At 63.7% G+C, this 12,055-nt stretch carries 11 protein-coding genes; 5 read left to right on the top strand and 6 right to left on the bottom strand.

Going from position 1 to position 12,055, the window contains the following annotated elements:
• A partial coding sequence (locus tag VL52_RS21670; RefSeq protein ID WP_046158986.1) for a methylated-DNA--[protein]-cysteine S-methyltransferase occupies nucleotides 1–411 on the top strand: 411 nt, incomplete at its 5' end.
• Nucleotides 398–1,285 (top strand): site-specific tyrosine recombinase XerD, encoded by an 888-nt coding sequence (xerD, locus tag VL52_RS21665; protein WP_046158985.1) that lies wholly within the window; start codon nucleotides 398–400, stop codon nucleotides 1,283–1,285. The genes VL52_RS21670 and xerD, both read left to right, overlap by 14 nt.
• Before the next feature lie 81 nt (nucleotides 1,286–1,366).
• On the opposite strand, the gene clpA is transcribed toward xerD, so the two are convergent.
• Nucleotides 1,367–3,646, bottom strand: coding sequence for an ATP-dependent Clp protease ATP-binding subunit ClpA (gene clpA, locus VL52_RS21660; protein ID WP_021476694.1), 2,280 nt, complete (start codon nucleotides 3,644–3,646; stop codon nucleotides 1,367–1,369).
• Nucleotides 3,646–3,954: an ATP-dependent Clp protease adapter ClpS gene (gene clpS, locus VL52_RS21655; protein WP_021476693.1), complete on the bottom strand. Its 309-nt coding sequence runs from the start codon at nucleotides 3,952–3,954 to the stop codon at nucleotides 3,646–3,648. The genes clpA and clpS overlap by 1 nt, the downstream gene beginning before the upstream one ends.
• A 226-nt stretch (nucleotides 3,955–4,180) precedes the next feature.
• Between clpS and VL52_RS21650 the strand changes: the two genes are divergently transcribed.
• Nucleotides 4,181–4,384, top strand: a complete 204-nt coding sequence (locus VL52_RS21650; protein ID WP_011137214.1) for a cold-shock protein — start codon at nucleotides 4,181–4,183, stop codon at nucleotides 4,382–4,384.
• A gap of 89 nt (nucleotides 4,385–4,473) precedes the next feature.
• Here VL52_RS21650 and VL52_RS21645 read toward each other — a convergent pair whose 3' ends face one another.
• A complete protein-coding gene (locus VL52_RS21645; protein ID WP_046158984.1) occupies nucleotides 4,474–4,998 on the bottom strand; it encodes a GNAT family N-acetyltransferase in 525 nt (174 codons plus the stop codon).
• A 100-nt stretch (nucleotides 4,999–5,098) separates the two neighbouring features.
• On the opposite strand from VL52_RS21645, the gene VL52_RS21640 reads away from it, so the two are divergent.
• Nucleotides 5,099–5,989 (top strand): LysR family transcriptional regulator, encoded by an 891-nt coding sequence (locus VL52_RS21640; RefSeq protein WP_046158983.1) that lies wholly within the window; start codon nucleotides 5,099–5,101, stop codon nucleotides 5,987–5,989.
• Nucleotides 5,990–6,056: 67 nt separating this feature from the next.
• Here VL52_RS21640 and VL52_RS21635 read toward each other — a convergent pair whose 3' ends face one another.
• Nucleotides 6,057–8,294, bottom strand: coding sequence for an NADP-dependent isocitrate dehydrogenase (locus tag VL52_RS21635; protein ID WP_046158982.1), 2,238 nt, complete (start codon nucleotides 8,292–8,294; stop codon nucleotides 6,057–6,059).
• 338 nt (nucleotides 8,295–8,632) lie between these two features.
• On the opposite strand from VL52_RS21635, the gene VL52_RS21630 reads away from it, so the two are divergent.
• Nucleotides 8,633–9,304, top strand: a complete 672-nt coding sequence (locus VL52_RS21630; protein WP_046158981.1) for a pseudouridine synthase — start codon at nucleotides 8,633–8,635, stop codon at nucleotides 9,302–9,304.
• Between the two features lie 178 nt (nucleotides 9,305–9,482).
• Here the strand turns inward: VL52_RS21630 and VL52_RS21625 are convergent, their stop codons facing one another.
• Together VL52_RS21625 and mutS are read right to left on the bottom strand one after the other, a co-directional pair.
• Entirely contained in the window at nucleotides 9,483–9,908 is a 426-nt protein-coding gene (locus tag VL52_RS21625) for a hypothetical protein (protein WP_046158980.1), read from the bottom strand.
• Between the two features lie 65 nt (nucleotides 9,909–9,973).
• Nucleotides 9,974–12,055 (bottom strand): DNA mismatch repair protein MutS (gene mutS / locus VL52_RS21620; RefSeq protein ID WP_046158979.1); only part of this gene is annotated, 2,082 nt, incomplete at its 5' end.

The following is a 12,055-nucleotide window of genomic DNA, read 5'->3' as shown; positions in this document are numbered from 1 at the left end:
GAAGCCGGCGCGTTGCGCGAGCTGCGTTTCCTGCCGGCGGACGCGGTCTTGCGTCCGCCTGAGCCGGGCAGCCTGGAAGCGGAGGTGGCGAGGCAGCTGGACGCCTATTACGCCGATCCGCGCCATGTCTTCACCGTGCCGTGGCGGCTGGACGGCACGCCGTACCAACTGCGGGTGTGGGAGCGGATTTCGGCGATCCCCTGCGGCCAAACCCGTCGCTACCTGGATCTATCCCGGGACCTGTCGTCGTCGCCGCGCGCGGTGGGCGGCGCTTGCGGCCGCAACCCCATCCCCGTCATCGTGCCCTGCCACCGGGTGGTGGCGAGCGCCGGCCTAGGCGGCTTCAACCAGTCTACCGGCGACGAGACGCTGGACATCAAGAAATGGCTGCTGCGGCATGAGCTCGGATAAGGACAGCATCGATGCCTTCCTCGACCAGCTGTGGCTGGAGGACGGACTGTCGCAGAACACGCTGGCCGCCTACCGGCGCGATTTGTCCAAGCTGGCCGCCAGGCTGGCCGAGCAGGGCGCGACGCTGGAAGCGGCCGGGCCGGCGGATCTGGAGCGGGCGCTGCTGGCCGGCGTGGCCATCGAGAAGCCGGCCACCCGCGCGCGGCTGATTTCGGCCCTGCGCCGCTATTGCCAGCACCTGCTGCGCAGCGGCATCCGCTCCGACGATCCCAGCGCCAGGCTGGCGTCGCCCAAACGCGGGCAGCGTCTGCCCAAATCGCTGTCCGAGGTCGACGTCGAAGCGCTGCTGGACGCGCCGGATGTGGAGACGCCGCTCGGCCTGCGGGACCGGGCGATGCTGGAGGTGTTGTACGCCAGCGGCCTGCGGGTGTCGGAACTGGTGGGCATGACGCTGAACCAGCTGAACCTGCTGGATGGCGTGGTGAAGACGATGGGCAAGGGCAGCAAGGAGCGGCTGGTGCCGCTCGGCGAAATCGCTCAGGACTGGTTGCTGCGCTACCTGAAGGAGGCGCGGCCGCTGTTGCTGGCCGGGCGCCCGTGCGACGCGGTGTTCGTCACCCAGCGCAAGGCCGGAATGACGCGCCAGATGGCCTGGCACCTGATTTCGCAATACGCCAGCCGCCAGGGCCTGTCCAAGGTCAGTCCGCACGTTCTGCGCCACGCTTTCGCCACCCATCTGGTCAACCACGGCGCCGACCTGCGGGTGGTGCAGCTGCTGCTGGGCCATTCCGACATCTCCACCACCCAGATTTACACCCACGTCGCGCGGGAGCGGCTGAAGCAGCTGCACGCGCGCCACCATCCGCGCGGCTGAGGCCGGATTTTCTTTCCTCGGCGTGGGAAATAAAAAGACCCGGCATGGCCGGGTCTTCTGTTGCGGGCAGGTTGATCGCGATCAGACGGGTTCCGCCGCCAGCGCGCTCTGGTCGAACAACAGCTCCACCTTGTCGTCGGCCACGGTGACGGTGACTTCGCCGCCAGCCACCAGCCGGCCGAACAGCAGCTCGTCGGCCAACGCCTTGCGCAGCGTGTCCTGGATCAGTCGGGCCATCGGACGCGCGCCCATCAGCGGGTCGAAGCCGTTCTTCGCCAGGTAGCGGCGCAGCTCGTCGGTGAAGTGGATGTCGACGTGCTTCTCCGACAGTTGCTGTTCCAGCTGCATCAGGAACTTGTCCACCACCTGCAGGATGATCTGCTCGTCCAGCACGCCGAACGGGATGATGGCATCCAGACGGTTGCGGAACTCGGGGCTGAACAGCCGCTTGATGTCGCCCATCTCGTCGCCGGCGGCCTTGGTCTGGGTAAAGCCCAGCGAAGGCTTGGACAACGATTCGGCGCCGGCATTGGTGGTCATGATCAGCACCACGTTGCGGAAATCCGCCTTGCGGCCGTTGTTGTCGGTCAGCGTGCCGTGGTCCATCACCTGCAACAGCACGTTGTAGATGTCCGGATGCGCTTTTTCGATCTCGTCCAGCAGCACCACCGCGTATGGATGCTTGTTGATGGCCTCGGTCAACTGGCCGCCCTGTTCGAAGCCGACATAGCCCGGAGGCGCGCCGATCAGCCGCGACACCGCGTGGCGTTCCATGTACTCGGACATGTCGAAGCGGATGAGCTCGACGCCGAGGATGTAGGCCAGCTGGCGCGCCAGCTCGGTCTTGCCGACGCCGGTGGGGCCGGAGAACAGGAACGATCCGATCGGCTTCTGCGGGTTGCCAAGGCCGGAGCGGGTCATCTTGATCGCGCTGGCCAGGCCTTCGATCGCTTTCTCCTGGCCGAACACCACGTTCTTCAGATCGCGCTCAAGGTTCTTCAGCACGTTCTTGTCGTCGCTGGAGACCGTCTTCGGCGGAATGCGGGCGATCTTGGCGACGATCTCTTCGATCTCCGACTTGTTGATCACCTTCTTCTGCCGCGACTTGGGCAGGATCTTCTGCGCGGCGCCGGCCTCGTCGATCACGTCGATGGCCTTGTCCGGCAGGTGGCGGTCGTTGATGTAGCGCGCCGACAGCTCCGCCGCGGTGGACAGCGCCGATTGCGTGTACTTGACGCCGTGGTGGGCTTCGAAGCGCGACTTCAGGCCCTTCAGGATTTCCACCGTCTGTTGCACCGTCGGCTCGGTGACGTCTATCTTCTGGAAACGGCGGGACAGCGCGTTGTCCTTCTCGAAGATGCCGCGATACTCGTTGTACGTGGTCGCGCCTATGCAGCGCAGGCTGCCGTTGGACAGCGCCGGCTTCAGCAGGTTGGACGCGTCCAGCGTGCCGCCAGACGCCGCGCCGGCGCCGATCAGCGTGTGGATCTCGTCGATGAACAGGATCGCGTTGGTGTCCTCGGTCAGTTGCTTGATCACCGCCTTCAGCCGCTGCTCGAAATCGCCGCGGTACTTGGTGCCGGCCAGCAGGGCGCCCATGTCCAGCGCGTAAACGGTGGATTTGGACAGGATCTCCGGCACCTCGCCGCCGACGATGCGGCGCGCCAGGCCTTCGGCGATGGCGGTCTTGCCGACCCCGGCTTCGCCGACCAGCAGCGGATTGTTCTTGCGGCGGCGGCACAGGATCTGCACCGTGCGCTCAAGCTCGTGCTCGCGGCCGATCAAGGGATCGATCTTGCCGTCGCGGGCCATCTGGTTGAGGTTCTGGGTGTAGTTTTCCAGCGCCCCTCCAGGCCCGGTGGCCTGCTCCTCGCCGTCAGCGTCGTTGTTGCCGCTGTCGCGCGGCTCCTGCGGCGGCTGCTGCGACCGCTGCTTGGTGATGCCGTGCGAGATGAAGTTGACGACGTCCAGCCGCGAGATGCCTTGCTGGTGCAGGTAGTACACCGCGTGCGAATCCTTCTCGCCGAAGATGGCGACCAGAATGTTGGCGCCGGACACTTCCTTCTTGCCCGACGACTGCACGTGCAGGATCGCGCGCTGGATCACGCGTTGGAATCCAAGCGTCGGCTGGGTTTCGACTTCCGCCTCGCCAGGCACGGTGGGAGTGTGCTCATCGATGAAGTCGGTCAGCTGCTTCTTGAGTTGGTCGATATTGGCGCCGCAGGCCCGCAAGACTTCTGCGGCCGACGGGTTGTCGGTCATCGCGAGCAGCAAATGCTCCACGCTGATGAACTCGTGGCGCTTGCGCCGTGCGTCCATGAACGCCATGTGCAGGCTTACTTCAAGCTCCTGGGCAATCATCAGTTTTCCTCCATTACGCACTGAAGCGGATGCTGATGCGCTTTCGCATATTGCAACACCTGCTCGACCTTCGTTGCAGCCACGTCTTTGGTATAAACGCCACACACGCCGTGACCTTGCGTGTGGACTTGCAGCATGATCTGGGTGGCCTTCTCTCTGTTCATGTAGAAGAACTGTTGGAGAACCTGCACCACGAAGTCCATTGGGGTAAAATCATCGTTCAATAACAACACCTTATACATCGGGGGTGGGTTTTCCCTAACCCGTGACGCCTCAAGCTGGGCATCGTCTTTGACCGAGGTGGACATGTCGACTTTCACTGAAACGGTGCCTCACTTCAATTTTGGTTCCCCCAGACTTTTTTTCAAGGGGGCTCTCAAGATCGCAATCACTTGACGCCGTCGCCGTGCTTGCGTAGAAATGCAGCTGGTGCTTGGCTTAACTGTTTGGCATTTTGCAGCACAGCATTTTGTCAAACTCTATTAAGCTCTAAGTTGGTCGGCTTCACCAGCCTTTTTTTCGCAAGGAAGTTAAATGGCATTTGGTACCGTGAAGTGGTTCAATGACGCAAAAGGCTTCGGCTTTATTACCCCGGACGAAGGTGGCGAGGATCTGTTCGCCCATTTCTCGGCCATCAACATGCAAGGCTTCAAGACCCTGAAAGAGGGTCAGCGTGTGAGCTTTGAAGTGGTGTCCGGCCCGAAAGGTAAGCAAGCGTCCAATATTCAGAACGCGTAAGTCAGTTCTGGATTCAGTCCCGCCGCGTGGTGGGCTGCAAGGCATATTTCAAAGCCCGCCTATGGCGGGCTTTTCATTTTCGTGGCGGCCTACTTGGCTGGCGCACGCGAAATATAGACCAATGACGCCGGCGCGGCGGGAATGTCGCGCAGGCTGCCGTGATGGCTGAAGCCCTGCCGCTGCAGCACTCGGATCGAGGGCAGATTGGCCGGACGGACCTTGGCGAACACGGCAGGCGCGGCCAGGGCCTCGAACGCGCAGCGCAGCGCTTGCCGGGCCATTTCGCTGGCCAATCCCCGCCCCCAGGCTGAAGGCGCGAAGCGATAGCCCAGGCTCAGCCTGTCTTGCCCGCCGTAGTCGCTGTAGTTGAGACCGCCAAAGCCGATGATCCTATTCGGCTCTTCTTTGTCGGCGACTGCCCAGCGGCCGAAACCATGCCGCTCCCACTCTTCCGTCCAGCCGGCCAGCGTCATGCGGGCATGCTCGGGAGAAGGGTAGGGGCCATGCGGGTTGTAGCGGTTTGTTTCGGGATCGCCGAAGATCGCGTACAGCGCTTCGGCGTCGCCGGCGCCGACGGCGCGCAGCAGCAGTCGTTCGGTCTGGATATGCCGCATGTCTTTCTCTTTTTTCCGTCGAATGGGAGTGAGTCCATTGTCGGAGGCTGAGAGCTATCATGTAACGCGTTGGCTAAAATATGTGGCATGGATTTTTATTATGTCTGTGAGTCTGGATGATCTGGAGTTGCTGCTGGACGTGGCCGAATTGGGCAGTTTCAGCCAGGCGGCTGCGCGCAGAGGCTGGTCGCAGCCGCGGGCCAGCCAGCGAGTCGCTTTGCTGGAGACGCGGCTGGGCGCGAGGCTGTTCAGCCGGCATCGCCGCGGCGCGGAGCCGACTGCGGCCTGCATGGCTTTTCTTCCCGCGGCGCGAGCGGCATTGGACGCGCTGGCCGAGGGACGGGAGCGTTTGGCCGGGGCGGAAGGGCTGCCGAGAGTCCGGGTGGCTTGTCTGCCTTCTTTGGCTGGGGTGGTGTTTGGTCCCTTGCTGGCGAAGCTGGCCGAGGCGCCGCTGGAAATCCGCTGCGATACCGATCATTCGCCCCAAATCCTGCAGCAATTGCTGGGCGGCGAGCTGGATATCGGTTTTGTGTTGCAACGTCCCGCTGTTTCCGGATTGGAGCTGGAAGCATTGTGCGATTCGCCGATTGTGGCGGTGGCGGCTCCTTCCCACCCGTTGGCGGGTGTGGGACGGGAACTACCGCTTGGCCGATTGGCGGAATATCCGTTGGCGCCGCAGAACTGGGGAAACGGCTCCGAGGAACTGGTTCGCCGTCTGAGGCGGCTGCGCGCGGCGAGCAGGCCCATCCATCTGCCGCAACCGGCCTCGGCCGCGCGCGATCTGGCCCTCTGGCACGGTTATGTGGCCTTCGTGCCGCGCCTGGCGGTGAGGCAGGAGCTGGAGTGGGGCGCGCTGCGGGAATTGCCGTTGCAGGAGCCGGAACTGGGCCATTGGCGGCTGATGATGGCTTGGCGCGGAGGCAAGCGGCCGGATGCGGCGAAGACGATGACGCTGGAGGCGGCGCGGGCGCTCGCCGGCGATTGGCGTTGATTGGCCGCGAGCGCGGGCATGAAAAAAGCCCCCGGCAACCGGGGGCTTGTGGTCTGCGGGCCAGGTTTTAGGCCTGCACGGAGGAGATCGCCGCGTTGAAGGTGGCGCTGGGGCGCATCACCGCAGCGCACTTGGCTGGGTCCGGCAGATAGTAGCCGCCGATATCGGCCGCTTTGCCCTGCACGGCCTTCAGTTCGGCCAGGATCTTCTGCTCGTTGTCGGCCAGTTGCTTGGCGACAGGCGCGAAGCGGGCTTGCAGCTCCTTGTCGTCGGCTTGCGCGGCCAGCGCCTGGGCCCAGTACATCGACAGGTAGAACTGGCTGCCGCGGTTGTCCAGCTCGCCGGTGCGGCGGGACGGGGACTTGTTCTCGTCCAGCAGCTTGCCGGTGGCCAGGTCCAGCGTCTTGGCCAATACTTTGGCCTTGGCGTTGCCGGTCTTGATGCCCAGATCTTCCAGAGACACCGCCAGCGCCAGGAATTCGCCGAGCGAGTCCCAGCGCAGGTGGTTCTCTTCCAGCAACTGTTGCACGTGCTTGGGCGCGGAACCGCCGGCTCCGGTTTCGTACATGCCGCCGCCAGCCATCAGCGGCACGATGGACAGCATCTTGGCCGAGGTGCCCAGCTCCATGATCGGGAACAGGTCGGTCAGGTAGTCGCGCAGGATGTTGCCGGTGACCGAGATGGTATCCAGGCCGCGAGCCACGCGCTCCAGCGTGAAGCGCATCGCGCGAACCTGGGACATGATGTGGATGTCCAGGCCGTTGGTGTCGTAATCCTTCAGGTAGGTTTGCACCTTCTTGATCAGTTCGTTCTCGTGCGGGCGATACGGGTCCAGCCAGAACACCGCCGGCATGCCGGAGTTGCGGGCGCGGGTCACGGCCAGCTTGACCCAGTCGCGGATCGGCGCGTCCTTGACCTGGCACATGCGCCAGATGTCGCCGGCTTCCACGTTTTGGCTCAGCAGCACTTCGCCGGTGGCGAGGTCGACGATGTTGGCGACGCCGTCGGCCTGGATTTCATAGGTCTTGTCGTGCGAGCCGTATTCTTCGGCTTTCTGCGCCATCAGGCCGACGTTGGGCACGGTGCCCATGGTGCGCGGGTCGAAATTGCCGTGCCATTTGCAGAAGTTGATCATCTCCTGGTAGATGCGGGCGAAAGTCGATTCCGGCATCACTGCCTTGCAGTCGTAAGGCTTGCCGTCGGCGCCCCACATCTTGCCGCCGGCGCGGATCATCGCCGGCATCGAGGCGTCCACGATCACGTCGTTCGGCGAGTGGAAGTTGGTGATGCCCTTGGCGGAGTCGACCATCGCCAGGCGTGGACGGTGTTCCTGGCAGGCGTGCAGGTCGCGGATGATCTCTTCGCGCTTGGAGGCAGGCAGGGTTTCGATCTTCTCGTACAGCGTTGCCATGCCGTTGTTGACGTTGACGCCCAGCTCGTCGAACAGCTTGCCGTGCTTCTCGAACGCGTCCTTGTAGTAGATCTTGACGCAGTGGCCGAACACGATGGGGTGAGACACCTTCATCATGGTGGCCTTCACGTGCAGGGAGAACAGGATGCCGGCCTCGCGGCAGTCTTCCATCTCGCGCTCGTAGAATTCGCACAGCGCTTTCTTGCTCATGAACATCGAGTCGATGATTTCGCCGTTCTGCAGCGCCACCTTGGGCTTCAGCACGATGGTCTGGCCGCTCTTGGTCACCAGCTCCATCTTGACGTCGCGCGCCTTGTCCAGCGTGATGGACTTTTCGCCGTGGTAGAAATCGCCGTGGTGCATGTGGGAGACATGAGTCTGCGACCACTGCTTCCATTCGCCCATCGAGTGCGGGTGCTTCTTGGCGTAGTTTTTCACCGCCAGCGGCGCGCGGCGGTCGGAGTTGCCTTCGCGCAGCACCGGGTTGACTGCCGAGCCCAGACACTTGGCGTAGCGGTCCTTGATCGCCTTTTCTTCGTCGTTGGCCGGATTTTCCGGGTAGTCGGGCAGCTTGTAGCCCTTGGACTGCAGCTCCTTGACGCAGGCGGCCAGCTGGGCCACCGAGGCGCTGATGTTGGGCAGCTTGATGATGTTGGCTTCCGGCTGCAGCGTCAGCTTGCCCAGTTCGGCCAGGGTATTCGGCGCTTTCTGTTCGTCGGTCAGATAGTCGGGGAATTCGGCCAGCACGCGCGCGGCTACGGAGATGTCGGCGGTATCCACCTGGACGCCGGCCGAGCCCGCGAAGGCCTGAACGATAGGCAGGAAAGAACTGGTGGCCAGCGCCGGCGCTTCGTCGGTGAGGGTGTAGATGATTTTCGATTGTTCTGCTGGCATTACTCTATCTCCATGTTGATCTTGTGACGACAGAACGATTGCGCGAAGAGTTCAACGCTCGGACGACGTCCCGGGGAACATCGGAGCGGGCGGCCGGCCTGACGCGGGCGTCTGGCGGCTCTTGGGCAATTTTCAAAAGCGAATTATACCCCTTCTCATCGGCTTGGTTGGCGACGTAACTGAAACTTTTATGCCTGATAACTGGCGGATGGACGTTCGGATGCGAATAAAACGCTTGTTCGAACCGCCGAATGGCGGTGCCCGGCGCATGATATCGATCACGGCGCGCCCCGGGCTTGCTATCATTCGCCTACCTTATGTTTAGCCGTGTCGTCCGCATGCCCCAGCTCATCCTGCTCAACAAGCCTTACGGCGTGATCTGCCAGTTCTCCGAACACCCCACCCATCCTACGCTGAAGTCCTGCGTGGCGCAGTCCGGCGTCTACCCGGCCGGCCGGCTCGACACCGACAGCGAGGGGCTGCTGCTGCTGACCGGCGACGGCGCGCTGCAGCACCGCATCGCGGATCCGCGCTGGAAGCTGCCCAAGACTTATTGGGTGCAGGTAGAGGGAGAGCCTAAGGTCGAGCAGCTGGAAATGCTGCGCCAGGGCGTGGACCTGGGCGATTTCGTCACGCAGCCGGCTCAGGTGAGGCGCATCGACAACCCGGAACTGTGGCCGCGCAATCCTCCGGTGCGTTTTCGCAAGACGGTGCCCGACTGCTGGCTGGAAATCATCATCAGCGAAGGCAAGAACCGCCAGGTGCGGCGAATGACGGCCAAGGCTGGCCTGCCCACGCTGCGTCTGGTGCGGGTGGCGATCGGTCCATGGGCGCTGGATGGATTGCAGCCCGGCGAGGCGCGCGAGATCGAGGTTTCGCTTCAGGATTTGCCGCGGGCGCAGTCCGCCGGCCGCGGCGGCAAGCCGCGGACCAACTCGCCTCAGGCGCAGAGTCGTGCCAAGACGGGAAAAGCCCCTGTCTTCCGTTTCGCGCGCGGCAAGAAGCCTTAAGCCGACGGGGCGGTTTTTTGGCGGGAATGGCTGTTGGCGCAGGGAAGCCTGCGCGGCGCCGACCGCGATTGCCGTGTTTGCCGGACTGAAATGCGGAGCGGGAAAGCTATCGCTTTCCCGCTGGGGTGTTGCGGCGCCGATGCCGCGCGCCGATCTATTTGGGTCACGGACCAAACAGCTAGTGGTTATGATGATCCTCGAAATAAGCGATCGGACCCGCGCTGGTTAGGCCAATATGGAAGTTCGAGCTTTCCGAGAACACTTCGCCGGCGCTTTCGGCGGCCCGTACGAATTCGAACAGCACTTCAACTTCCTTGAACTTGCGCGCCAGGATCAGATTGCCGTCCAGCCAATTTTGGATCTCGTCCGAATGCGGGTGCTGGTTTTCCAGCGAGAGCTGGAAGCCTTCACCGCTGATCAGACTGATTGCCGGCGGCATGCTGATGTCGAACTGGCTCAATTCCTTTTGCGCCAGCTCGGCGAAGCTGGACAGTTCGAGGTTGGCCTTTTCCCGGATATCGGAAAGGGCAATGGACCCGTCGTCCCCGATGTGGCCAAGCAGCTGGCTCAAGCTGGGAATGGCGGAGGTGGTTTCAAACGACATCACTTGCTCCTCTTCTGAACGTTACCATCTAGTAATAATAGGAAACGATTCCTCGAGTGAGCTGGTCAATTGGCCAGTTTTTTGAGCTCGAACAGCAGATTCAGCGCCTGGCGCGGGCTCAACTCATTGGGATCAATTTCGTGTAGACGGTCTACCGCCGGATTAAGTTCCGGTTCGGGAGCCGGCGCCGGAGCGGCGAACAGGTCCGGCTGCACGCGGGCGGCGGACTGGTTTTCCAGGTCGGCCAAGTGACGGCGGGCATCGCGGATCACCTTGCCCGGCACGCCGGCCAGCTGCGCCACCGCCAGGCCGTAGCTTTGGCTGGCCGGGCCGTCTTCGACGTGGTGCAGGAACACGATGCGGTCCTTGTGCTCCACCGCGGACAGGTGCACGTTGGCCACCGCCGGGTATTCGCCGGCCAGCGTGGTCAGCTCGAAATAGTGGGTGGCGAACAGCGTGTAGGCGCGGTTCTTTTCGATCAGCGCGCGGGCGATGGCCCAGGCCAGCGCCAGGCCGTCGAAAGTGGATGTTCCGCGGCCCACCTCGTCCATCAGCACCAGCGAGTGCTCGCTAGCGTTGTTGAGAATGTTGGCGGTCTCGGTCATTTCCACCATGAAGGTGGAGCGGCCGCCCGCCAGGTCGTCAGACGCGCCGATGCGGGTGAAGATGCGGTCGATCGGGCCGATCACCGCCGAGTCTGCCGGCACGAAGCTGCCGACGTGGGCCAACAGCGTGATCAGCGCGTTTTGCCGCATGTAAGTGGATTTACCGCCCATGTTCGGGCCAGTGATCAGCAAGAGTTTGCGTTCGGCCGACAGCTTGGTGTCGTTGGCGATGAAGCGTTCCACCTCGGCCTCCACCACCGGGTGGCGGCCGGCGACGATGTCCAGCCGGGGCTCGGGCACGAATTGCGGCTCGGCGTAGTTGCCGATGGCGGCGCGCTGGGCGAAGGCCGACAGCACGTCCAAGGCGGCGACGGCCTGGGCGATCAGCTTCAGTTCGGCGATGTGCGGCGCCAACTCGTCCAGCAGCGTCTCATACAGCTGCTTTTCCAGCGCCAGCGCGCGGTCTTGCGCGGTGAGCGCCTTGTCTTCGAATTCCTTCAGTTCCGGCGTGATGTAGCGCTCGGCGTTCTTCAGCGTCTGGCGGCGGCGGTAATCGTCCGGCACCTTGTCCGACTGCGCTTTGGACACCTCGATGTAGAAGCCGTGGACGCGGTTGAACTCCACTTTCAGCGTGGTGATGCCGGTGCGCTCCTTCTCGCGCGCTTCCAGCTTGAGCAGAAAGTCGCCGCAATCGGTCTGGATGGCGCGCAGTTCGTCCAGCGTCGGGCTGAAGCCGTCGTTGATCACGCCGCCGTCGCGCAGGAAGGTGGCCGGCTCCGGCAGGATGGCGGCGGCCAGCATCTTTTGCACCGGCGAATCGACCGGCAGCACGCCGGAGAGCTCGTTCAGCAACGCGGAATCCAGCGAGGCCGCCAGCGCCTTGACGCCGGAGAGCGCGGTCAAGGAGTCGCGCAGTGCCGACAGGTCGCGCGGGCGGGCGGAGCGCAGCGCCACCCGCGAGGTGATGCGTTCGATGTCGGATACCTGGTCCAACTCGGCATGCACGTCCTGGTAGCGCGGCAGCAGCGCGCGCACCGCGCCGTGGCGGCGGGCCAGCTTGCCGTGGTTGCGCATCGGGTGGTGCAGCCAGTGGCCGAGCAGGCGGCTGCCCATGCTGGTGGCGCAGGTGTCGAGCAGGGAGGCCAGCGTCGGCGAGGCTTCGCCGCGTATGGTTTCGGTCAGCTCCAGGTTGCGGCGGGTGGCGGCGTCCATGCGGATCAGCTCGCCGGCTTCCTCCACCGACAGCGCGGCGATGTGGGCCGGGTTCACGCCCTGGGTGGACTTGACGTATTCCAGCAAGGCGCCGGCCGCGCCGACGGCCACCGGCAGCGTATCGGCGCCGAAGCCGGCCAGGTCGCGGGTGCCGAAGTGGCGGGTCAGCGCCAGCTTGGACGATTCGATGTCGAACTGCCACGGCGGCAGCTTTTTCTTCGGCGTCGAGATGCCTTCGAAGGCGGCCAGGCCGGTGTCGTCCGGGATCACCAGCTCGGCCGGCTTCAGCCGCTCCAGCTCGCTGGAAAGGTCTTCGACATCGGCCTGCAT

Origin of the sequence: Chromobacterium vaccinii, assembly GCF_000971335.1 — a bacterium.
GTDB classification, from domain to species: Bacteria; Pseudomonadota; Gammaproteobacteria; order Burkholderiales; family Chromobacteriaceae; genus Chromobacterium; species Chromobacterium vaccinii.
Note: the sequence above shows the minus strand (reverse complement) of the source record. Positions and strands in the feature narration are given on the sequence as shown.

Excerpts from the sequence above, each read along its gene's own strand:
- xerD (WP_046158985.1), top strand. The coding sequence starts at position 398 with ATGAGCTCGGATAAGGACAGCATCGATGCCTTCCTCGACCAGCTGTGG.
- clpA (WP_021476694.1), bottom strand. The coding sequence starts at position 3,646 with ATGATTGCCCAGGAGCTTGAAGTAAGCCTGCACATGGCGTTCATGGAC.
- clpS (WP_021476693.1), bottom strand. The coding sequence starts at position 3,954 with ATGTCCACCTCGGTCAAAGACGATGCCCAGCTTGAGGCGTCACGGGTT.
- VL52_RS21650 (WP_011137214.1), top strand. The coding sequence starts at position 4,181 with ATGGCATTTGGTACCGTGAAGTGGTTCAATGACGCAAAAGGCTTCGGC.
- VL52_RS21645 (WP_046158984.1), bottom strand. The coding sequence starts at position 4,998 with ATGCGGCATATCCAGACCGAACGACTGCTGCTGCGCGCCGTCGGCGCC.
- VL52_RS21640 (WP_046158983.1), top strand. The coding sequence starts at position 5,099 with ATGTCTGTGAGTCTGGATGATCTGGAGTTGCTGCTGGACGTGGCCGAA.
- VL52_RS21635 (WP_046158982.1), bottom strand. The coding sequence starts at position 8,294 with ATGCCAGCAGAACAATCGAAAATCATCTACACCCTCACCGACGAAGCG.
- VL52_RS21630 (WP_046158981.1), top strand. The coding sequence starts at position 8,633 with ATGCCCCAGCTCATCCTGCTCAACAAGCCTTACGGCGTGATCTGCCAG.
- VL52_RS21625 (WP_046158980.1), bottom strand. The coding sequence starts at position 9,908 with ATGTCGTTTGAAACCACCTCCGCCATTCCCAGCTTGAGCCAGCTGCTT.